The sequence below is a fragment of the Stenotrophomonas sp. WED208 genome (genome assembly GCF_040984485.1).
GTDB classification, from domain to species: domain Bacteria; phylum Pseudomonadota; class Gammaproteobacteria; order Xanthomonadales; family Xanthomonadaceae; genus Stenotrophomonas; species Stenotrophomonas riyadhensis.
Genome location: NZ_JAZARB010000001.1, coordinates 739,720 through 760,324 on the forward strand (window position 1 = coordinate 739,720; position 20,605 = coordinate 760,324).

A 20,605-nucleotide genomic window follows, 5' to 3' on the forward strand; every position below is an offset into this window, starting at 1 on the left:
CAGTTCCCCTTGCAGCGTGATCCAGCCGCCGACGCTAGCCGGGCGGCGGGGCCTTGCCAAGTGACCTTCTTCACAGGCTGGCCGACGGCGGCTCGACGGCACCGCCCAGCTGACCGAAAATAGCCGGTCCCCCCGCCGTACCGGTTCCCCGCCATGAAGAGCAAGCAGGAAATTGTCGACAACTGGCTGCCACGCTATACCGGCGTGCCCCTGGACCAGTTCGGCCAGCACATCCTGCTGACCAACTTCGGCGGCTACCTGCATACCTTTTCCGAGCTGACCGGCGCGCCCATCATCGGCCTGGACCGGCCGATGGCCAGTGCCACCATCGACGGCATCACCATGATCAACTTCGGCATGGGCAGCCCCAATGCCGCGATCATCATGGACCTGCTGTCGGCGGTGATGCCCAAGGCCGTGTTGTTCCTGGGCAAGTGCGGTGGCCTCAAGCGCAAGAACCAGCTGGGCGACCTGGTGCTGCCGATCGCGGCGATCCGCGGCGAGGGCACCTCGGGTGACTACCTGCCGCCGGAAGTGCCAGCGCTGCCGGCCTTCGCGCTGCAGCGTGCGGTCTCGACCATGATCCGCGACCTCGGCCACGATTACTGGACCGGCACCGTCTACACCACCAACCGCCGGGTCTGGGAGCATGACGAGGCCTTCAAGGAGCGCCTGCGGGCGATGCGCTGCATGGCCATCGACATGGAAACGGCCACGGTGTTCGCCGCCGGCTTCGCCAACCACATCCCCAGTGGCGCGCTGCTGCTGGTCTCGGACCAGCCGATGATCCCCGACGGGGTCAAGACCGAGGCCTCCGATGCCAAGGTCAGCTCCCAGTTCGTGGAAAATCATATCCAGATCGGTATCGAGGCGCTTAAGCTTATCCGGCGCAACGGCAAGTCGGTCCGCCACCTGCGCTTCGACGAATGATGATGATGGCCGCGCGCAGCGCGCCGGCCCTGGGGAGTAGGTGATGGACGTTGCCGCGCAAGTGGTGGATTTCTGGAAGGAGGCGGGCCCGGCGAAGTGGTTCGCCCGCGACGACGCGTTCGACGCGCAGTTCCGCCAGTTGTTTCTGGACGAGCATTTCGCTGCGGCGTCGCGCGCACGCGAGCATTGGCTGGGCAGCGCCGAGGGCGCACTCGCCTTGATGCTGCTGCTGGACCAGTTTCCGCGCAACTGCTTCCGCGGTACCGCCCATTCCTACGCCACCGATGGCCTGGCGCGGCACTACGCCATGCGCGCGATCGAGGAAGGCCTGGACCTGCAGCTGGTGCCGAAGCTGCGTGCCTTCATCTACCTGCCGTTCGAGCACTCCGAGGACCCGTTGGACCAGGACCGCTCGGTGGCGATGTTCGACGTGCTGGGTGACAAGGAATACCTGCAGTACGCCGAACTGCATCGCGACATCATCCGCCGCTTCGGTCGTTTCCCGCATCGCAACGCCGTGCTGGGTCGCATTCCCTCGCCGGAAGAACTGGATTACCTGGCCGAAGGCGGGTTCGCCGGCTAAGAAAAAGGGGACGGAGGGGATTAAGTCGTTTGAGGCACAAACGACTTAATCCCCTCCGTCCCCTTTTTCGGTGCCGATCAGTACTTCGGCACGCCGTTGTCCACCTCTTCCGACCAGGCGTTGATGCCGCCGGTGACGTTGAAGACCTTGGTGAAGCCCAGGGCGCGGAACTGCTCGGCGGCCTGCGCGCTGCGGCCACCGTGGTGGCACATGAAGGCCAGTGCGGTGTCCTTCGGCAGGGCTTCCAGCGCGGCGCGGCCGTTGCCGTCGAAGCTCTTGAACGGCACGCCGACGGCTGCGATGGCGCGCTCGTCGGCCGGGCGCACGTCCACCAGGGTGATGTTGCCGGCACGCACCAGGTCGTCGGCGTCGCGCACGCTGATTTCCTGCACCGGCTTGGGCGCGTTCGGGTTGTCGATGGCCAGGCCCTTGCCGCGGATGTCGTCCACCCAGTCGATGGTGATGCCGTTGGCGCGACGCGCGCTGGCCAGGTCGAACTGCACGCGCAGGCCGTTGGACTCGGCGGCAATCGCGCCTTCGTCGTGCGGGGCCAGCTGGAAGTTCGGCTGGAAACCGGCGTCGATGGACAGCTGCAGGGCAGCGCCCGGAGCATCGGCCAGCGCGCCCTTGAGCATTTCCACGGCGGCCGGGGTGACGGTGATGCTCGGCGGGGTACGGTCCGGCGCAGCCAGGCCCAGCACGCTGCTCAGCTCGCCGCTGGCGGCCATCTGCAGCACGATGTCGCTGCCGCCGACCAGTTCGCCGTCGATGTACAGCTGCGGGATGGTCGGCCAGTCGCCATAGGCCTTGATGCCTTCACGGATTTCCTGGTCGGCCAGCACGTTGACGTGGGCGAACTCGACGCCGAGGTCCTGCAGGGCGCCCACGGCCTTGGCCGAGAAGCCGCACTGCGGCATCGACGGCTGGCCCTTCATGAACAGCACGACGCGGTTGGCGTTGAGGATGGATTCGATGCGCGAACGCAGGGCGGGATCGAGGGACATGGACGTCGGGGTTCCGGGAATTCGAATCATCAATTCTAACCCCCATGGCATCATGGGGGATGAGCAACGCAGGAACATTGCATCGCATCCCGGCCCGCCCCTGGCGCTGGCTGCCCTGGCTGGTGGCGTCGCAGCTGGCCGTGATCCTGGTCTGGGCCCTGGCCGGCTGGCACTGGGGGCTGCCACTGATGGTGGCCAGCCATGCGCTGTTCATGGTGCCGGTGTTCCTGCCCAACAGCCGCTTCTATGCGCCGGTGCTGAGCCGGCTGCCGGAGGCCGGCAACACGGTATGGCTGACGATCGATGACGGTCCTGGCCCGGAAACCCGCGCCGTGCTCGACCTGCTGGACCGCCACCAGGCGCGCGCCACCTTCTTCCTGGTGGGCGAACGTGCGCTGGCGCAGCCGGAACTGGTAGCCGAGATCCTGCGCCGTGGCCACGACCTCGGCAATCACAGCCACAGCCATCCGCAGGCACGCTTCTGGCGGCTGGGCCCGTCCGCGATGCGCGCCGAGATCGAGGGTTGCCAGCATGCATTGCAGACCCTGGGTGGCCAGCCGGTGCGCTGGTACCGCTCGGTGGTGGGCATGACCAATCCGTTCGTGGCGCCGGTGCTGCAGCGGTTGGGGCTGGTCCGGGTGGGCTGGAGTGCGCGCGGCTTCGACGGCATCGACTGCACGGCGCAGGGCGTGCTCGATCGGCTGCTGCCCGACCTGCGCCCGGGCGCCATCGTGCTGCTGCATGAGGGGGCTGCCCACGGTCACAACCTGTCGATCATCGAGCGCGTGCTGCAGGCGCTGGACGAGCGTGGCCTGAAGGCGCAACTGCCGGCCCTGTAACCCAGGGTTCTGGTCGCTTGAGGCAGCCGAGCATGGGCTCGGCTCTACAAGGGCTGGCGATCATCCTGTAGCGCCCGAGCCGATGCTCGGGCGGCGGTGCGCAGCACCGGAAGACGTCGGAGGGCAGCCGGGCGTGAGCTCGGCGCTACAACGAAGGGCGTTCGGCCACCAGCAGCCAGCTGTTGAACGGGGTACGCCCGTGCAGCGGCCGGGGTGCAGTCACCTGCAATCCAGCTTCGGTCAGCGTCGCCTGCAGTACCTGTGGATCGGGGTAGTGACGCGGCCGTGTGCTCATCCAGCCGACCAGCCAGGCCAGCCGGTCAGCCACCCGCGTGGTGCGGTCGCGGCTGTCGCCGGTGGCCAGCGGCGTGCGCAGCAGCAGGCGACCACCCGGGGCCACCCGTGTGCTTGCCGCGTGCAGCAGCGCCTGTTGCGGCCCCGCGTCCAGATACTGCAGTACGTCCAGCAGCAGGACGTGCCCGGATTGGGCCGGCAGCGGCGCCTGCACATCCAGGCAGTCGAAGTGCACATCGGGCAGGTCGGCGGCTGCACGCCTGGCACGCGCGATCTTGCCGGCATCCACGTCCAGGCCCAGGTAGCGCTGGCTACCGCCGCGCTGGCGCAGCACATGGGCGAACAGGCCGAGGCCGCAACCCAGGTCCAGCACCGGCTGCCCATCGTCAGGCAGATGCTGCAGCACGCCGTCGTACAGCGGATCGCTGCCAAGTTTGCCGCGTGTGTAGTAGTAGTCGCGGCGGCTCCCCCAGACCTGCGCCGGCCGGAATGCGTCGGCGATCAAGCGGGCTTGCGGGGCCGCCAGGGGAGTGCAGGGCAGGGGCGTGCCAGTCCGTGGCGTGCCGTCCATCGCCTCAGTCCGTGCCGCCAAGCAGGTGCGCGGCCACCGGCAGGGCGCGCGCGCTCCACAGCGCGTACATCCGCGCCGAAGGATGCAGGCCGTCCTCGGCAATCATCGCCGGGTCGTCACCGTGGTCACGGCTGATATCGGTGATGTCGACGAAGGCCACGCCCTGCTGGGTGCTGATCACCTCGGCAGCCGCGTTGAACTCGTCGGTCTCGATCTCGATGGCGGCCAGGTCGCGGCCACTGCCGGCGCCGAACGGGGTCGCACCCCAATCGGGGAAGGACAGCACCAGCACGCGGCCGGCGTCACCGCCAGCGAAGCCGATCGCCCGCTGCAGCAGGGCCTGGAACTGGCTGCGGTATTCGTCCAGCGGACGCCCGCGGTACTGGTTGTTGACGCCGATCAGCAGGCTGACGAAATCGAACGGCCCCTGCGGCGCGGTCGCATCGATGCCCGCATCAAGTTCGTCGGTGGTCCAGCCGGTGGTCGCAATGGTCTGCGGATCGGACAGCTCAGTGCCCTGTGCACGCAGCGCGGCAGCCAGCTGGTGCGGCCAGCGGCCTTCGACTGCAACCGCTTCACCGATGGTGTACGAATCGCCCAGCGCCAGGTAGGACAGGGTCACAGGTCAGGCCACCGAACGGCGCGGCTTCAGCGGCACGACCTTGGTCGCGTCCTCGGCACGGCGGGCCAGGGCACGGTCAATGCGCGCGAATACATCGCGCATCACCGAGGCTTCCGGCATCAGGGTCACGCGGAAATGGTGGCGGTAGGGCACGTTGAAGCTCGAGCCCGGCACCACCAGCACGCCCTCGTTGTTCATCAGGTCCAGCGCGAAGTTGTGGTCGTCGAAGCCCTTCGCCGCAGCGCCGACCACGGCCGGGAATGCGTACAGCGCACCGGCGGGAGCGACCAGCGACAGGTGCTCGCTGGCTTCGCAGGCCTCGATCACCGCGCGGCGGGTCTCATACAGGCGACCGCCCGGCGTGCACAGCTCGGAAATGGTGTCCGGGCCGTTCACCGCGGCCTCGATGGCGTACTGGCCCGGCACGTTGGCGCACAGGCGCAGCGCACCGAGCAGGTCCAGCGCCGCGCGGAAGTCACCCAGGCGGGCATCATCGCCGCTGAGGTGGGCCCAGCCCACGCGCCAGCCGCAGGCGCGGTGCACCTTGCTCAGGCCGCTGAAGGTCAGGCACGGATGATCACCGGCCAGCGGTGCGACCGGCTGGAACACCGCGTCGTCGTACAGGATCTGGTCGTAGATCTCGTCGACCAGCAGCAACAGGTTGTGGCGGCGCGCGATTTCCACCACGCGCTCCAGCAGTTCGCGCGGGTAGCTGGCGCCGCTGGGGTTGTTCGGGTTGATCAGCACGATGGCGCGGGTGCGCGAGGACACCAGCGTCTCGATCTCGCTCGGGTCCGGCTGGAAGCCGTTCTCCGGTGCGCAGCGGTAGTACACCGGGCGGCCATCGTTGAGGATGGTCGAGGCCGACCACAGCGGATAGTCCGGCGAGGGCACCAGCACTTCGTCGCCGGGATTGAGCAGCGCACGCAGCGACAGGTCGATCAGTTCGCTGACGCCATTGCCGAGGAAGACGCGGTCCGGATGGGCATCGGGCGCGCCACGGCGGGCGTAGTACGCCGCGATGGCTTCACGTGCCACCGGCAGGCCCTGCTGGTGGGTGTACGGGTCGGTGCGGCCCATGTCATCGGCGATCGCGCGCTGCAGGTGCTCAGGCGCACGGAAGCCGAAGGCGCCGGGGTTGCCGATGTTGAGCTTGATCAGCTTGCGGCCCTGCGCCTCCAGCTCCCGGGCTCGCCGCGCCAGTTCTCCGCGGATTTCGTAGCGCACTTCGGAAAGGCGCTCGCGGATGGCCAGGGGCTTGGGCGAGTTGGTGGACATGGGAGCTGGGCCGTCAAAAGGCATGGGGCTTCCATCCTACCGGAATTGCTGCAATGCATGGCAAGGGCTCGGGCCCCGTCAATGCTGGGCTGGCAGGGCGCCGGCACAGGTAGAATGGCGGTGATGACCCAGACCCCCGATTTCATCGCCCTGCAGACCATCGGCTGGCCCTGGCCGGGCCCGGCGCAGCAGGCCGACTGGCAGGCCGCCATGGCCGCTCACCCGCAGGCCCGCCCGGCGCGGGTGATCGAACAGCACCGCACCCACTATGTGGTGGCCGATGGCCCGGATGCGTCGATCAAGGCCGAGTCGCTGCCGGAATGGCAGCGCCCGCGCTTCCCCAGCCATGAACGGCCGGCGGTAGGTGACTGGGTATTGCTCGACGGCATCCGCATCGTCGCGCTGCTGCCGCGGCGTACCGCGATCAAGCGCGGTGCGGCCGGCGAGCACTATCATCAGCAGGTGATCGCCGCCAACATCGATACGGTGTTCATCGTCTGTGGCCTGGATGCCGACTTCAATCCGCGCCGCATCGAGCGCTACCTGCTGCTGGTCGGTGGTGGTGGTGCCGAACCGGTAGTGGTGCTGACCAAGGCCGACCAGACCGAGTACAGCGAGGATGCGCTGGCGGTTCTGGAAGAGCTGGAGATGCAGGGCATCGCGCTGCATGCGATCAACGGCCTGGATGCCGACAGCGTGGCGGTGCTGCAGCCGTGGCTGGGCCCGGGCCGCACGGTGGTGCTGGTCGGTTCCTCCGGTGCCGGCAAGTCCACGCTGACCAACACCCTGCTCGGCGAGCAGCGGATGAAGACCAACGCAGTGCGCGCCAACGATTCACGTGGCCGCCATACCACCACGCACCGCGCGCTGATGCCGTTGCCGATGGGCGCCTGTCTGATCGACACCCCGGGCATGCGCGAGTTGAAGCCGACCGGTGAAGAGACGCTGTCCGAAGGTGGCTTCGCCGACATCGAAGCGCTGGCCGCACAGTGCCGCTTCAACGACTGCAAGCACCAGCAGGAACCGGGCTGTGCCGTGCGTGCAGCGATCGAGGCCGGCGAGATCGAAGAGAGCCGGCTGCTGAACTACTTCAAGCTGAAGGAAGAAGTCGCCGCCGCCGCCGCCAAGCTGGCGGTGCGCCAGGCCGAGACCGCGCAGGAACGCGGTGGCAAGAAGGGCAAGGGCCAGCAGTTCCGTCCGGCAGGCAAGCCGCGTCGGCGCTGATCGGTATCGCGGGGTCGGATCCCATTGCACCGCAATGGGCTCTGACCCCTGCAATGAACTCGCGTCTGCCTGCTTCGGGTGGGTGCTAACTGCCCGCTCCTGGTAGGTACCAACCTTGGTTGGCACGAATGGTTCCAAAGCCCGCCCTCGGCGGATGCCAACCCAGGTTGGCACCTACCAACGTGCGGGCAGAGCGCTATAGTCCGCGCATGGAACCGATCGCGACGCTGGACCGTGACGTGGCCCACCATGCAGCGCTCGATGCGCGTCTGGTCGAGGCCGTGGGAGGCATCCGCCTGCTGGGCCTGACCAGCTGGCCAGCAACGGTGCAGGCACCGTTCCTGGCCAGCGTGGCGCGTGGCCAGCCGGTACTGCCGAAGGTGGATTACCCGAAGCTGGACTTCAGCGAAGAACGCCGCGCACTGGCCGCGATCGCCGCCGACTGCGACGACAGCCATCCGTTGGGTCACTACGTGCGGCAGTCGGCGCAGAGCTGGGACCTGGCTGCACAGCTGTTGGAAGGGCTGGGCACCGCCGCCGTCGACTCCTGTTCGGTGCAGCTGTTCGGCGCACCCGAGCAGCCGCTGCCGGGCAATGGCCCGAGCACGCGCGAAGCGGCGCGCCACTTCATCCAGATCGCCGCCGAGCTGGACCACGAACTGCTGGCACCGGAAGAGCAGGTGCCGGTCTCGGCCATCGCGCTGCAACTGCAGCTGCAGAACGATCTGGACGCCTTCTTCGAATCGCGCATCATCCAGGTGCAGCTGGATCCGGAACTGGTGTCCAAGGCGGCTGCAGGCCCGACCCGCATCCGCCTGCGCACCAGTGCGCGCTTCAGTGCCTACGACCGCGCGCAGCTGTTCCACCATGAAGCGCTGGTGCATTCGCTGACCGCCCTGAACGGCCGCGAGCAGCCGGTGCTGCCGAGCCTGGCACTGTCCTCGCCGCGGGTGACCGCGACCCAGGAAGGGCTGGCCACCTTCGCCGAGCAGATCACCGGCAGCATCGACATCGAGCGCCTCAAGCGCATCAGCCTGCGTACCGAAGCGATTGCGATGGCGCGCGAAGGCGCCGATTTCATCGCAGTGTTCCGCTATTTCTGCGACGCCGGGCAGAACGCGGAAGAGAGTTTCGCTTCGGCACAGCGCGTGTTCCGCGGCGTGCCGCCAAGTGGCGGTCTGGCCTTCACGAAGGATACGGTGTACCTGCGCGGCCTGGTGTCGGTGCATACCTTCTTCCGCCACATGCTGGCCGAGGACCGCCTGCAGGTCTGCCGCTGGTTGTTCGCCGGCAAGATGAGCCTGACCGATGCGATCGCGTTCGCGCCGTTGTTCGAGGCGGGGGTGCTGAAGCCGCCGCGCTGGCTGCCGCATTGGGTGAGCCGGGCGAACGGCCTGGCCGGCATGCTGGCGTTCTCGCTGTTCGCCAACCGGATACGGATGGACCAGCTGGCGCCGGAATGAAATGCGTTGGCGGCTTGTGGCGTCTCGATTGATATCGGGGAGAGCGGGGGGCTTGCGCTGGCCAGGACACGCCGCAAGTACGTCCCTGTAGGCTCGGCCACGGCATCCATGCCGTGGACGGTCCTGGCCAGCGCAAGCCCCCCGCTCCAGACAATTTCCCGCGAGACGGCCAGCAATCCACCAGAGGGATTGCGCTTGAAGAGCTTGAAAAGCAAAGAGCCGGGCAACGCCCGGCTCTTTGCTTTTGCTTTTGCTTTTGCTTTTTGCTCTTGCTTTCAATTGCCTCCGCGCCGGCGCGGGGAACTGTCCAGCGTGGGTAGGCAGGCCCATGCAGGACCGTGAGGCGCATGGATGCGCCGATCGAGCCCCCATGGATGGGTTTACGGCGTGTCCTGCATGGGCCTGCCTACCCACGCCATGCAGGAACAATCAACGCGCCGCAGCGCCCGCTTTCGATTTAGAACTCCGCCGCCACCGTCATGAACAACTGCCGCGGTGCGCTCGCATGGATCGCATAACGCGTGCCCTTCGGATCGGTCGGTGCGAACGAGCTCAGCTGGCCGGCGTAGCGCTTGTTGGTCAGGTTGGTCGCGTTCAACGACACCCGAACGTTGCGCAGGCCCAGGCCCGGGCCGAAATCGTAGCCCGCACCAGCGTCGAAGGTGGTCACGCCCGGCACCGACTGGTCGTTGGTGTAGGTGTAGTAGCGCTTGCCGGTGTACTTGGCACGCAGGCTGGCGAAGAAGCCATCGCGGTTCCAGCTGATTTCACTGGAGGCCATGCGCTGCGGCGTATCCACGGTGATCTTGCCGGCCACCGGCACCACCGCACCGCCGGACAGGTAGTCGTCCTCGTAGGTGGTCTTGTTCCAGGACAGCGCGTTGTACCACTGCAGGCCGTCGATCGGCTTGAGGATGAAGGTCAGCTCCGCACCGTGGCTCTTCACCGAACCGACGTTGATGAAGCGCGTCACGCACTCCGGACGCGTGCCGACTTCGATGCTCGAGCACGGGTTCAGCGACAGCAGGCGGTTGTCGAACTTCACGTTGTAGGCCGCGATCGACGCCTGGTACTTCTCGCCGAAGGTACGGAAGCCGGCTTCCAGGCTCTTGGACTTCTCCGGCTCCAGCCCGGCACTGGCCGCGAACGATTCCGGCGACACCTGCAGCGGGCCGCCGCTGCCACCACCGACGAAGGCGGCGATGTTCTCGGCGTAGGAGGCGAACAGCTCGTTGTTGGCATTGAGCTTGAAGCCCAGGCCCACCTGCGGCAGTACCGACTTCTTGGCGGTCAGCGTGCCCGAGGCAATGCTGGTTTCCACGCCCGGCTGGGCGGTGGCGCGCATGCGGGTGTTGGGGCTCTTGATGCCGACATCCACGGTCAGGCGCTGGTCCAGGAAGCGCATGCGGTCCTGTACGTAGAACTGGCGGGTGCGGATGTCGAAGTCCTGGTTGAACAACAGGCGGTCCGGGTTCTTCAGGTACAGGTCGTCCAGGAACGGACCGCTGATGTAGTAGAAGTTGCGCGACACGTTATGGTCGTTCTGCTCGTACCACAGGCCGGCTTCCAGTTCGTGGATGCCCACCGTCCACGACAGCGCGGCGGTCAGGCCATCGCGGTTGATCGTGTAGTTGGTGCTGCGGATCGAGATCGGCAGCATCCTGTCGGTACCCGGGTAGGACGGCTGGCCCGGTGCCCACCAGTGGCCCTGGCCACGGTTGTCGTGGTGATAGGCCAGCAGCTTCAGGCGGCCCTGCTCGCCCAGGCGCAGGTCGGCATCCACCGAATACAGGTTGTCGTCGCGCAGCGCACGGCTCTGGTAGTACGCATCGTCGATGCTGTTGACGCCGCCGCTGAATGCGCAGCGCGCCTTGTTGTAGGTGCCCGGCGCGCAGTACGCGGCGGCGACGGCGCGATCCCAGTCCGGTGCATAGATGTTCCAGTCATAGCCCAGGCCGCGGGCCAGCATGTCCTTGGACAGGTAGGCGTAGTTGGCCTGGCTGGCGCGCGAGGTGGCCACGAACGCACCGAAGCGGTGGTCGCCGACATTCCACACCGCCTTGGCATTGAACTGGCGGGTGGTCTGGTTCTGGTACGGCGCGGCCCACATGTCCTGGTCCTGGTGCACGCCGGACACATAGGCCGAGAAGCCGTTGATGTCGCCGGTATCCACGCGCAGGTAGCCACGGCGCTGGCTGTTGTCGCCGACGGTGACGCTGGCGCGGCCACCGAATTCGGTGGACGGGTCCATCGAGAAATACTGGATGGTGCCGCCCAGGTTGCTGGTCGAGGCCACGCCCAGCGAACCGATGCCCTGCGACAGCTCGGCACCGGCCAGGTTCTCGGCGATGATCGCGCGGGCGATGCTCAGGCCGTTGTAGTTGCCGTAGCTGTTGTCGCCCAGCGGGATGCCGTCCAGCGTGTAGCCCAGGCGGCTCTTGTCGAAGCCACGCAGGCTGATGGTCTGCGATTCCTCGTTGGCACCGAAGGCGTCGTTGGACTGCACCGACACGCCCGGCAGGCGGTCGAGGATCTTCTGGCCGCTGGTGCCCGGCGGCAGCACCTGCTTGTCGACGGTGGTGATGCGCTGCACCTGGCGGGTCTCGCCCTGGCCGATCACGGAGACGGTATCCAGCGTCTGCGCGCTCAGCGCGGCCTCGGTGCTGGCGCCGGTATCGGCGGCGGTGGCGGCATGGGCGCTGGCGGCGGCGGAGAGCGCGATCGCCACGGCGATCGTCAGGTGTCGGGTCTGCATGGTGGTCCGTTGCATTGGGGGTGGTCACCGGCACGCGTGCGCGGTGCATGGCCACTATGCGAACGGAACATGAAACCTTCTTTACGAAAAACCAACGAACGATGCAGGGCAGTGGTGTGCGTCCTGCAACCTGTTCGTCATGGTGGTATGTCGGTGGGAATCAGAAGCGCTCCCCTGGCCAGCTCAATTTGAGCTGGTCCATGCAGTCACGGTCATGTTCGGAGAATGAGAACCCGATCTGGATGCCGTTCACTACCGTACCGAACACCGTGGACTCGTCGAGGCTATGCCCTGACGGGACGGAAAGGACGTTGAAGTCGGGGTAGCGACGACCCATCTGCTTTCGCGAGATGCAGGCGCCGCCCAGCGACAGCGTAATGCCTTTGATGATTCGCCCCGACGCATCGGTGTAGATCTGGCCAGAAGGCCCCTTGATCCTCCCAGCGACCACGAATGGCGCCAGATCGATGGTGGCGCTGTCGCCCCGGCCCCTTCTTGCTTCCGAACGCGAGCCGGCCGGAGCCAGGGGAGACAGCTGCGCGACTAGGTCAGAGCGTGCCAGTTGCAAGGACCAGCGCTCCACGAGCCGCCAGGTTGCGTCCGCCTCTTCCGCAGTGGCAGCGGACGTGGCTGCAGCTGCAGAACCGGCAACCAACAGGCTCAGGAGCAGAAGAAGTTCAGGGACGGGCTGCGATCGCTTCATCGTAGATTCTTCCGTAGAAGTCGTTGTAGTTCTCGCCGGTGGTTGAAGTTACGTTGTTGTCGCAGAACAGCTTACCTACCCGCCGGTCCAGGTCTTCACCGCCGGCATCGGCCTGTGCGATGAGGCCAGGTCCGTTGGATGCAGCTACGCCGATGTCGTAGTACCCCAGGCTGGTCACCAGAAGCTCACTGCGCGCGGTGAGGTTGTTGAGTACCGCTTTCCCCTCCATGGTGCAGAAGTGCTGGATGAATGCACCTCGGGTGCTCAAGGCGATACCTTCGAAGTACAGTGCGTGTCCCACTTCATGGGCAATGGCTGCGATCCGGAAGTAATAGCCTGCAATGTCGGAGGAATCGCAGTCGAAGGACTGGATGTAGATCCGGATGGGATTGCGATTGGTATAGGACGCGGGAGCCCAGGCGAAGGTCCACTCCGGATGGCCGGTGATCTGCGCGTCGAGCGTGGGCGCGCCTGGGATCAGCCAGTCGGGGCAGCCCAGACCCGTGATCACCCGCATGGGCGGGGGCTCCGCGCGGGCCGGTGTCGCCAGCAGCGTAGTGGCGACCACGAGAAGCGCAATCAGCAATGCACGCATGCCAACCTCCTTGATCCGCGATTCCAGCCGTTCATCCATCGGGCTCAGCGAGCGCTGGCAGGTATAGCACCGGTTCTGCCGATGTATCGGGAAGTGCGTCTCAGAAATGCAGAAACAAAAAGGGGCCGGATCCCCCTCGCGAACGAAGGTTCACCGGCCCCGCGCACTCCGTGGGGGAGGCGGCCCACGCACTGCGTGGAGGAGGGCTCAACCCATGTACAGGCCGCCGTTGACCGGATAGTCGGCGCCGGTCACGTACGAAGCTTCGTCCGAGGCCAGCCAGGCGCACAGGCCGGCTACTTCCTCGGGGCGACCCAGGCGGCGCACCGGTACCGAGGCGGCCAGCCGGTCCAGTACATCCGGCGGGAAGCTGCTGATTGCCTGGCTGGCGATGTAGCCCGGCGACAGCGTGTTGACGGTCACCCCGCGCGAGGCCACTTCCGCGGCCAGCGCACGGCTGAAACCATGCATCGCGGCCTTGGCAGTGGCGTAGTTCACCTGCCCGATCTGGCCCTTGTGGGCGCTGACCGAGCCGATGTTGATGATGCGGCCCCAGCCACGCGTGGCCATCCCATCGACCACCTGCTTGGTCAGGTTGAACAGCGCATTGAGGTTGGAGGCGATCACCGCGTTCCAGTCTTCCACCGTCATCTGCCGGAACAGCAGGTCGCGGCTGCCGCCGGAATTGTTGACCAGTACATCCACCTCGCCGACTTCGGCGCGGACCTTGGCGAACGCCGCGCTGGTCGAGGCCCAGTCGGTCGCGTTGCCTTCGGAGGCGATGAAGTCGAAGCCCTGTTCGCGCTGCTCGCGCAGCCAGTTGGCCTTGCGCGGCGAGTTCGGCGCGCAACCGGCGACCACGGTGTGGCCGCTGCGGGCCAGGCTCTGGCAGATGGCAGTACCGACACTGCCCATGCCGCTGGTGACGTAAGCGATTCGAAGCGTCATTGCAGAAGGCTCCTTTGGTAAGGGATCAGGCCGCGAGCGGGTACAGGCCGAACAGCAGGCTGCCGACCATCAGCAGCATCGAGATGGCGATGGCCCACTTCAGGGTGAACTTCTGGTGGTCGGCGAACTCGACCTTGGCCAGGCCCACCAGCAGGTAGGTGGACGGCACCAGCGGGCTGAGCAGGTGCACCGGTTGGCCGGCCAGCGAGGCACGCGCCATTTCCACCGGGGTGATGCCGTAGTTGCCGGCGGCCTCGGACAGGATCGGCAGCACGCCGAAGTAGAACGCGTCGTTGGACATGAAGAAGGTGAACGGCATCGACGCCACCGCCGTGATCACCGCCAGGTACGGGCCCCACGATTCCGGAATCACCGCCAGGAAGCTGTGCGACATCGCTTCGACCATGCCGGTGTTGTTGAGGATGCCGGTGAAGATGCCAGCGGCGAAGATCAGCGACACCACCGACAGCACGTTACCGGCGTGGTTGACCACGCGGCGGCGCTGCTCGGCCAGGTTCGGATAGTTGATCACCAGGGCGATGGCGAAGCCGACCATGAACAGCACCGGCATCGGCAGCACGCCGATGATCAGCGCGGTCATCAGCGCCACGGTCAGGGCCAGGTTGACCCACAGCAGCTTCGGACGCTTGATGTCCTCGGCGTCTTCCACGGTCGGCAGCGGGTTGCTGTCGTCGGACACGCTGTTGTCCATCCAGCTGCCGCCCTTGGGCAGGGTCACCACGCCCAGGCGACGGCGTTCCTTCAGGCCCAGGTACCAGGCCAGCAGCAGCACGCCGGCACAGGCGATCACCATCGACGGGATCAGCGGCACGAACACATCGGCGGGGTCCACGTGCAGCGCGGTGGCCGCGCGTGCGGTCGGGCCGCCCCACGGGGTCAGGTTCATCACGCCGCCGGCGAGGATGGTCACGCAGGTCATGTTCAGCGCGTTCATGCCCAGCCGCTGGTACAGCGGCAGCATCGCCGAGACGGTGATCATGTAGGTGGTCGAGCCATCACCGTCGAGCGAGATCAGCATCGCCAGCACCGCGGTGCCGAGCACGATCTTCATCGGATCGCCCTTGACGAAGCGCAGGATCACCCGCACCAGCGGATCGAACAGGCCGGCGTCGATCATCACGCCGAAGTAGAGGATGGCGAACATCAGCATCACGCCGGTCGGCGCGATCTTCTTGATGCCCTCCAGCATCATCTCGTCGATGCCGGCGCCGAAGCCGCCGATCAGCGCGAACAGGATGGGGATGGTGATCAGGGCGACGAGCGGCGACAGGCGTTTGCTCATGATCAAGTACATGAACGTAATGACCATGCCAAAGCCGAGGATGCTCAGCATCATCTGCGGACTCCTTGCGAAAACAGGACGTGGGGGAGTGGAAAAGGCCCGGGCGGCGTGCCCGGGATGCCGGGCTTAGAAGTCGTACTGCAGGCGGCCGGTGACCGCGCGCGTGCGGTCCACCGTGACCCCGGCCAGGCGGTCGCGGTTGCGGCTTTCGATCACGTTGAGCATGAAGCGCAGGTTGTCGCGCAGGTACCAGTTGCCACCCAGCGTCCACGCTTCGGTGCTGCCGCGGCGCAGGTCGGGTGCACCGTCGAGGTGCTGTGCGCCCCACATCTGGTCGTAGCGCAGCGCCACTTCGAAGGCACCGGCCTTGTGGCGGATATCCTTCACCCGCGCGAAGCGGCCGGTCTTGCGGTCGTAGGCGCGGCTTTCGCCGGTGACGAACCAGCTGAGCATGCCGTAGGCGGCCATCACGTCACCGCGCTGCGCGCCGTCGTCGAAGGTGGCGCCACTGAATTCGCCCTGCCACGACAGCGGGCCGCGCACCTGCGCGTATTCCAGCGACCACTTGTTGACGTCGGTATCGCGGCCGGCGGAGAAGTTGACCAGGGTCAGGCGGCTTTCATCGGACAGATGGCCGGCCGGGCGAGGGCGGATGCTCAGGCCCGGGGTGCCGTTGGCGCCGGGGTTGTCGTAGGCCTCGCGGGCCAGCGACAGGCCCAGGTGCAGCACGTCGCCCTCGCTGGGCGAAGGTGCCCAGGTGACGCGGCCACCCGCGGCGCGGCCCTTCACCTGCCAGGCGTCGATGCTTTCCAGGCTGTAGATGCTGGCCGCCCAGGTGAAGTCACCGGGGTTGGCCTGCCACGACGCACCCAGGCGGTACAGCGGCGCCAGCGTGGTGCCGGCGTTGCCGCGCTCCAGGAAGCTGCCGTAGTTGGAGCTGGTGCGGTCATCCAGCGAGAAGTACTGCTTGAACTGGCCCACGGTCAGCTTGCCGGCCTTGCCGAAGCTGCGTGCCAGGTACACGTCCTTGGCCTCGACGCGGTCGCCGGAGAAGTCGGCTTCCAGCTTGTAGTCGACCACGAAGAACTTGCCGGACAGGTCCAGCCAGGCGCGACGGATCTCGGTGTCGTCCTTGTTCGGCGTACCGCGGTTGTCGTTGTCGAAGGTGGCGAAGTCCAGGTGCAGGCGGCCACCGAGGGTGGCGGTGACCGGGCGGTCGTCTTCGGCGGCGAAGGCCGGCGCCGACAGGGCAGCCAGAGCCATCATGGCGGCAGGACGCCGCCAGGCAAACGTGAATTCCACAAACCCTCCCAGGTGCGCGCCAGGCGCGCGGCAATCGTGGGCACCGGACGGTGCGCGGCCGCAGTCTGGGTCGGGCAAGCTGTCATCGTCCTGTCAACGGTTTGTGCGGTGCAGCGTAAAACCGGCCGCTGCGCTCACTGGGCCACGCCCGGCAAGCGCGGCGGCGGCATGCGGTAGCATTCGTTTCCCCTCCCACCCGTGTGCCCATGCGCCTGCTGCTGGTCGAAGACAACCCGGATCTGGCCGATGCGATCATCCGTCGCATGCGTCGCAGCGGCCACGCCGTGGACTGGCAGGCCGATGGCCTGGCCGCCGCCAGCGTGCTGCGCTACCAGAGCTTCGACCTGGTGGTGCTGGATATCGGGTTGCCCAAGCTTGATGGCCTGCGCGTGCTGGCCGGCATGCGCGAGCGCGGTGACAGCACACCGGTGCTGATGCTGACCGCGCGTGATGGCATCGAAGATCGCGTGCAGGCGCTGGACGTGGGTGCCGACGACTACCTGGGCAAGCCGTTCGATTTCCGCGAGTTCGAAGCGCGCTGCCGCGTGCTGCTGCGACGCGCGCGCGGCCAGGCCAGCGAAGTGGTGCAGATCGGCGGCTTCCAGTTCGACAATGCCGCGCACCGGGTCAGCCTCGACGGCGAACCGATCGAACTGCCGAACCGCGAGTACCGGCTGCTGGAGATCCTGGTCGGTCGTCTCGGCCAGGTGGTCGGCAAGGATGAGATCGGCAACGGGCTGTTCGGCTTCGATGATGAGGCCGGTCCGAATGCCATCGAACTGTATGTGGGGCGTCTGAGAAAGAAGCTGGCCGCCGCGCCGCTGCGCATCACCACGGTGCGCGGCGTCGGCTACCTGCTGGAAGCCAGTGACGGCAACACCGATGCCGATGGCTGACGCCCGCGCTGCGAACGCCGCACCGGGCTCGCTGCGGCGCACGCTGTTGCTCTATCTCGGGGCACTGCTGGCGGTGTTCGCAGTGGCCCTGCTGTTTGCTGCACGTGACTACGGCCAGCGCGCCGCCAATCGTTCCTACGATCACCTGTTGGTCTCTTCGGCGCTGTCCATCGCCGATTCGGTGGCGCTGGTTGATGGCCAGTGGCAGGTGGATCTGCCTTATGCAGCGCTGGACCTGCTGGCGATGGCGCCGGAAGATCGCGTGTTCTATCGGGTGGCCGACAGCCGCGGCAACCTGATTACCGGCTACGGCGATCTGCCCGCGCCGCCGCGACGGCCCGGTACGCAACCGCAGCTGTTCGATGCCCCCTACAGCGACGAGACCGTGCGCTTCGTGGTGGTCGGCCGCAGTTTTGCCGCCGCGTCGGCGCAGGGCGAGGTGCAGGTCCAGGTGGGCCAGACCCGGCGTGCGCGGGAAGCCGTCGCGCAGGACATGGTCAATCGCGCGCTGTTGGCGATCGGCGTGTTGTCCGGCCTGCTGCTGGCGCTGGTGGCCTTCGGTGTGCATCGCGCATTCCGTCCGCTGGTGCGGGTGGAGCGCGAGCTGTCGCGACGGGAACCGTCCGACCTGAAGCCGCTCGACGCCCGCGTGCCGCGCGAGATGGACCAGATGGTGGCCGCGCTGAACCGCTTCATGGAGCGGTTGTCCAGCAGCAACGAGACGCTGCGCGCGTTCATGGCCGAGGCCGCGCACCAGATGCGCACGCCGCTGGCGGCATTGCGTGCGCAGGCACAGCTGGCGCTGGACGATGATGACCCGGAGGACATGCGGCGCAGCCTGCAGGCGATCGAACGCAACGCCACCCACATGAGCCGCCTGCTCAACCAGCTGCTCAGCGATGCCAGCGTGATCCATCGTTCGCACCTGCAGCGCTTTGCTGCAGTGGATCTGGCCGAGACCGTGCACCAGGCCCTGCATGAAGCGCTGCCGCAGGCCGGCCCTGCGCCGCGCGTGCAGCTGGCGATGACCGCCGAGCCGGTACAGGTGCATGGCGATGCGCTGCTGCTGCGCGAGGCGATCAAGAACCTGGTCGACAACGCATTGAAGTACGGTGGTGATGGCCCGTTGCAGATTGCCTTGACCGTGGAAGGTGGGCAGGCGGTGCTGACCATCGCCGATCACGGTGCGGGCATCGCGCCTGGCGATGCCGAACGCGTGTTCGAGCGCTTCGCCCGTGGCGAGGGCGCGCCGTCCGGCGGCGCCGGGCTTGGCCTTGCCATCGTCAAGCGCGTGGTCGACAGCCATGGCGGCCGCATCGATCTCAGCAACCGTCCGCAGGGTGGTTTGATCGCTACCATCCGCCTGCCCCGGAGCAGTTCATGATCCGCCTGTTCGCCACCGCCGTTGCCCTGCTGTTGGCCCTGCCGGTGCTGGCCGCACCGGGCGATGTGCGCCGTTTCCCTGCGCAGGGAGCCGCCATGGCACAGCTGCGCATCCACGGCACCACCGACATCGAAGTGTTCGCGGTGGTCATCGCCGACTACCAGCGCCTGCACCCGGGCACCGAAGTGGTGTACGAGGACATCATCACCCAGGACCTGTACGCGCGGTACCTGCACGACCGCGGCGGGCCGGCATCGCCGGACCTGCTGATCTCCAGCGGCATGGACCTGCAGACCAAGCTGGTCAACGATGGCCATGCGCTGCCACACCGTTCGGCGCAGACCGCCGCGCTGCCGGCCTGGGCGCAGTGGCGCAACGAGGCATTCGGCATCAGCTATGAGCCGGTGGTGATGGTCTACAACACCCGCGCACTGCCGTCGGTGAAGGTGCCGCACACGCGCCGCCAGCTGCTGGACCGGCTGCGTGCCGAGGGCGCACCGCTACGCGGAAAGGTCGGCACCTATGACATCGAGCGCAGCAGTGTCGGTTACCTGCTGGCGACCCAGGATGCGCAGCGTGGCAGCATCGCCGGCGCATTGCTGGGCGCGCTCGGCGACAACGACGTGGTGCGTGAGGAGCGCACTGGCGTGCTGCTGGACCAGCTGGCCAGTGGCCAGCTGTCGCTGGTCTACAACGTACTTGGCTCCTATGCGCAGGCACGTGTCGATGCCGGCGCGCCGCTGGCCATCGTCGAACCCGAGGATTACACGCTGGTGGTGCTGCGTACCGCGGTGATTCCGCGTACCGGCCCGCATCCGGAGGAGGCACGGCGTTTCCTCGACTACCTGCTGTCGCCGCGAGGCCAGCAGGTGCTGTCGCGCGAAGCGCGTCTGATGCCGATCGTGACCGGCAACGCACGTGGCGACGATGCGCCCGGCCGCAGCCGCCGTCCGATCCAGCTTGGCCCGGGCCTGCTGGTGTACCTGGACGCGCTCAAGCGCCGCCAGTTCCTCGATGCCTGGCGCAGCAGCGTGGAGCCGGCAGGGCGCTGACGCGGCGGCCTGCCCGTACAATGGCGGCATGAGCGAATACACCATCCTGATCGCCGATGACCATCCGCTGCTGCGTTCGGCGGTGGTGCAGTCATTGCGGCAGAGCCTGCCGCTGGCGCAGGTGCGCGAGGTCGCCAGCGCTGATGCGCTGGCCGAGGCCCTCGACGCGCACCCGGATGTGGACCTGGTGCTGCTCGACCTGACCATGCCTGGCGCGCACGGTTTCTCCGCGCTGCTGCACGTGCGTGGCTCGCATCCGGACATCCCGGTGGTGATCCTCTCGTCCAATGACCATCCGCGGGTGATCCGCCGCGCGCAGCAGTTCGGCGCCGCCGGTTTCATCCCGAAGTCGGCCCCGGCCGAGACCATCGGCGAGGCCGTGCAGGCGGTGCTGGATGGTGGCCTGTGGTTCCCGGCGATGGCCGCCGAGCGTTCGGAGGCCGACGCACTGCTGGCCAGCCGCCTGGCCCAGCTGACCCCGCAGCAGTTCCGCGTGCTGCTGTGTCTGGCCGATGGCCTGCTCAACAAGCAGATCGCCTATACGCTGGGGCTGGCGGAGAACACGGTGAAGGTGCACGTCACCGCGATCCTTAAGAAACTCGAGTGCCATAGCCGAACGCAGGCGGCAGTGCTGGTGAAGGCGCTGGAGCCCGAGGGCGACGCCGGCATCGGGTTGTAGTTTCCAGCCAACGGCGAAGCCCCTCGTGGGTGGACACGTAGAGTAGTTCATGAGTGAGGCCGGGCAGGTGGACTGCGCAGGGGCCGCTGCAAGTACGTCCATGTAAGCTCGGTCGCCGCTTGCTCGTGTGCGCAGTCCTGCGCACACGGCAAGACCGGGGTTGGGCGTCCTGCCCAACCC

Annotated in this window: 19 protein-coding genes; 9 read left to right on the plus strand and 10 right to left on the minus strand. The window is 67.1% G+C overall.

What is annotated here, in order from left to right; all coding sequences use genetic code 11:
• The first annotated feature begins 153 nt into the window (after positions 1-153).
• The gene (locus VPH47_RS03320) at positions 154-930 is read left to right on the plus strand and encodes an AMP nucleosidase (protein WP_049415280.1); all 777 of its coding nucleotides are present in this window, start codon (positions 154-156) and stop codon (positions 928-930) included.
• 43 nt (positions 931-973) lie between these two features.
• Positions 974-1,513 (plus strand): DUF924 family protein, encoded by a 540-nt coding sequence (locus VPH47_RS03325; protein WP_110713615.1) that lies wholly within the window; start codon positions 974-976, stop codon positions 1,511-1,513.
• Positions 1,514-1,590: 77 nt separating this feature from the next.
• Here the strand turns inward: VPH47_RS03325 and grxD are convergent, their stop codons facing one another.
• Positions 1,591-2,517 carry a Grx4 family monothiol glutaredoxin gene (gene grxD / locus VPH47_RS03330; RefSeq protein ID WP_153854491.1) on the minus strand — a complete coding sequence of 309 codons (927 nt, stop codon included), beginning with the start codon at positions 2,515-2,517 and terminating at the stop codon, positions 1,591-1,593.
• 59 nt (positions 2,518-2,576) lie between these two features.
• Between grxD and VPH47_RS03335 the strand changes: the two genes are divergently transcribed.
• Entirely contained in the window at positions 2,577-3,356 is a 780-nt protein-coding gene (locus tag VPH47_RS03335; protein ID WP_368850116.1) for a polysaccharide deacetylase family protein, read from the plus strand.
• 145 nt (positions 3,357-3,501) lie between these two features.
• On the opposite strand, the gene VPH47_RS03340 is transcribed toward VPH47_RS03335, so the two are convergent.
• The 3 genes from VPH47_RS03340 to VPH47_RS03350 are packed head-to-tail and all read right to left on the minus strand — an operon-like array spanning position 3,502 to position 6,121.
• Positions 3,502-4,221 carry a methyltransferase domain-containing protein gene (locus VPH47_RS03340; protein ID WP_368850117.1) on the minus strand — a complete coding sequence of 240 codons (720 nt, stop codon included), beginning with the start codon at positions 4,219-4,221 and terminating at the stop codon, positions 3,502-3,504.
• A gap of 4 nt (positions 4,222-4,225) precedes the next feature.
• Positions 4,226-4,843, minus strand: coding sequence for an SGNH/GDSL hydrolase family protein (locus VPH47_RS03345; protein ID WP_368850118.1), 618 nt, complete (start codon positions 4,841-4,843; stop codon positions 4,226-4,228).
• Positions 4,844-4,846: 3 nt separating this feature from the next.
• A complete protein-coding gene (locus VPH47_RS03350; protein ID WP_110713611.1) occupies positions 4,847-6,121 on the minus strand; it encodes a pyridoxal phosphate-dependent aminotransferase in 1,275 nt (424 codons plus the stop codon).
• A gap of 114 nt (positions 6,122-6,235) precedes the next feature.
• Between VPH47_RS03350 and rsgA the strand changes: the two genes are divergently transcribed.
• Both rsgA and VPH47_RS03360 read left to right on the plus strand, forming a co-directional pair.
• Complete coding sequence (rsgA, locus tag VPH47_RS03355; protein ID WP_110713610.1) at positions 6,236-7,345, plus strand: ribosome small subunit-dependent GTPase A; 1,110 nt, start codon at positions 6,236-6,238, stop codon at positions 7,343-7,345.
• 209 nt (positions 7,346-7,554) lie between these two features.
• Entirely contained in the window at positions 7,555-8,808 is a 1,254-nt protein-coding gene (locus tag VPH47_RS03360) for a flavohemoglobin expression-modulating QEGLA motif protein (protein WP_368850119.1), read from the plus strand.
• Positions 8,809-9,265: 457 nt separating this feature from the next.
• Here VPH47_RS03360 and VPH47_RS03365 read toward each other — a convergent pair whose 3' ends face one another.
• From VPH47_RS03365 to VPH47_RS03390, 6 genes are all read right to left on the minus strand, one after another.
• Positions 9,266-11,563 carry a TonB-dependent receptor gene (locus VPH47_RS03365; protein WP_164162879.1) on the minus strand — a complete coding sequence of 766 codons (2,298 nt, stop codon included), beginning with the start codon at positions 11,561-11,563 and terminating at the stop codon, positions 9,266-9,268.
• A gap of 160 nt (positions 11,564-11,723) precedes the next feature.
• On the minus strand, positions 11,724-12,266 hold the full coding sequence (locus VPH47_RS03370; RefSeq protein WP_110713604.1) for a hypothetical protein: 543 nt from the start codon (positions 12,264-12,266) through the stop codon (positions 11,724-11,726).
• Positions 12,241-12,861: a hypothetical protein gene (locus tag VPH47_RS03375; protein ID WP_228756285.1), complete on the minus strand. Its 621-nt coding sequence runs from the start codon at positions 12,859-12,861 to the stop codon at positions 12,241-12,243. The genes VPH47_RS03370 and VPH47_RS03375 overlap by 26 nt, the downstream gene beginning before the upstream one ends.
• Before the next feature lie 207 nt (positions 12,862-13,068).
• Complete coding sequence (gene phbB, locus VPH47_RS03380) at positions 13,069-13,809, minus strand: acetoacetyl-CoA reductase (RefSeq protein WP_005419193.1); 741 nt, start codon at positions 13,807-13,809, stop codon at positions 13,069-13,071.
• 25 nt (positions 13,810-13,834) lie between these two features.
• A complete protein-coding gene (locus tag VPH47_RS03385) occupies positions 13,835-15,163 on the minus strand; it encodes a CitMHS family transporter (RefSeq protein ID WP_012481220.1) in 1,329 nt (442 codons plus the stop codon).
• A 75-nt stretch (positions 15,164-15,238) separates the two neighbouring features.
• Positions 15,239-16,378, minus strand: a complete 1,140-nt coding sequence (locus VPH47_RS03390) for an OprO/OprP family phosphate-selective porin (protein WP_164080770.1) — start codon at positions 16,376-16,378, stop codon at positions 15,239-15,241.
• A gap of 242 nt (positions 16,379-16,620) precedes the next feature.
• Between VPH47_RS03390 and VPH47_RS03395 the strand changes: the two genes are divergently transcribed.
• Genes VPH47_RS03395 through VPH47_RS03410 form a run of 4 tightly spaced genes read left to right on the plus strand, consistent with a single transcriptional unit; the run spans position 16,621 to position 20,425 of the window.
• Positions 16,621-17,310 (plus strand): response regulator transcription factor, encoded by a 690-nt coding sequence (locus VPH47_RS03395; protein WP_110713600.1) that lies wholly within the window; start codon positions 16,621-16,623, stop codon positions 17,308-17,310.
• On the plus strand, positions 17,303-18,694 hold the full coding sequence (locus VPH47_RS03400) for a sensor histidine kinase (protein ID WP_164162877.1): 1,392 nt from the start codon (positions 17,303-17,305) through the stop codon (positions 18,692-18,694). Before VPH47_RS03395 ends, VPH47_RS03400 begins: the two co-directional genes overlap by 8 nt.
• Complete coding sequence (locus tag VPH47_RS03405) at positions 18,691-19,746, plus strand: ABC transporter substrate-binding protein (protein WP_368850120.1); 1,056 nt, start codon at positions 18,691-18,693, stop codon at positions 19,744-19,746. The genes VPH47_RS03400 and VPH47_RS03405 overlap by 4 nt, the downstream gene beginning before the upstream one ends.
• 28 nt (positions 19,747-19,774) lie before the next feature.
• Complete coding sequence (locus tag VPH47_RS03410; protein ID WP_005410976.1) at positions 19,775-20,425, plus strand: response regulator transcription factor; 651 nt, start codon at positions 19,775-19,777, stop codon at positions 20,423-20,425.
• Positions 20,426-20,605 lie beyond the last annotated feature (180 nt).

Bases quoted from the DNA above. Each gene is read 5' to 3' on its own strand.
- VPH47_RS03410 (WP_005410976.1), top strand. From the start codon at position 19,775: ATGAGCGAATACACCATCCTGATCGCCGATGACCATCCGCTGCTGCGT.
- VPH47_RS03375 (WP_228756285.1), bottom strand. From the start codon at position 12,861: ATGCGTGCATTGCTGATTGCGCTTCTCGTGGTCGCCACTACGCTGCTG.
- VPH47_RS03325 (WP_110713615.1), top strand. From the start codon at position 974: ATGGACGTTGCCGCGCAAGTGGTGGATTTCTGGAAGGAGGCGGGCCCG.
- VPH47_RS03350 (WP_110713611.1), bottom strand. From the start codon at position 6,121: ATGTCCACCAACTCGCCCAAGCCCCTGGCCATCCGCGAGCGCCTTTCC.
- VPH47_RS03385 (WP_012481220.1), bottom strand. From the start codon at position 15,163: ATGCTGAGCATCCTCGGCTTTGGCATGGTCATTACGTTCATGTACTTG.
- phbB (WP_005419193.1), bottom strand. From the start codon at position 13,809: ATGACGCTTCGAATCGCTTACGTCACCAGCGGCATGGGCAGTGTCGGT.
- VPH47_RS03390 (WP_164080770.1), bottom strand. From the start codon at position 16,378: ATGATGGCTCTGGCTGCCCTGTCGGCGCCGGCCTTCGCCGCCGAAGAC.
- VPH47_RS03360 (WP_368850119.1), top strand. From the start codon at position 7,555: ATGGAACCGATCGCGACGCTGGACCGTGACGTGGCCCACCATGCAGCG.
- VPH47_RS03320 (WP_049415280.1), top strand. From the start codon at position 154: ATGAAGAGCAAGCAGGAAATTGTCGACAACTGGCTGCCACGCTATACC.
- grxD (WP_153854491.1), bottom strand. From the start codon at position 2,517: ATGTCCCTCGATCCCGCCCTGCGTTCGCGCATCGAATCCATCCTCAAC.
- VPH47_RS03365 (WP_164162879.1), bottom strand. From the start codon at position 11,563: ATGCAGACCCGACACCTGACGATCGCCGTGGCGATCGCGCTCTCCGCC.
- VPH47_RS03395 (WP_110713600.1), top strand. From the start codon at position 16,621: ATGCGCCTGCTGCTGGTCGAAGACAACCCGGATCTGGCCGATGCGATC.
- VPH47_RS03400 (WP_164162877.1), top strand. From the start codon at position 17,303: ATGGCTGACGCCCGCGCTGCGAACGCCGCACCGGGCTCGCTGCGGCGC.
- rsgA (WP_110713610.1), top strand. From the start codon at position 6,236: ATGGCGGTGATGACCCAGACCCCCGATTTCATCGCCCTGCAGACCATC.
- VPH47_RS03370 (WP_110713604.1), bottom strand. From the start codon at position 12,266: ATGAAGCGATCGCAGCCCGTCCCTGAACTTCTTCTGCTCCTGAGCCTG.
- VPH47_RS03340 (WP_368850117.1), bottom strand. From the start codon at position 4,221: ATGGACGGCACGCCACGGACTGGCACGCCCCTGCCCTGCACTCCCCTG.
- VPH47_RS03335 (WP_368850116.1), top strand. From the start codon at position 2,577: ATGAGCAACGCAGGAACATTGCATCGCATCCCGGCCCGCCCCTGGCGC.
- VPH47_RS03405 (WP_368850120.1), top strand. From the start codon at position 18,691: ATGATCCGCCTGTTCGCCACCGCCGTTGCCCTGCTGTTGGCCCTGCCG.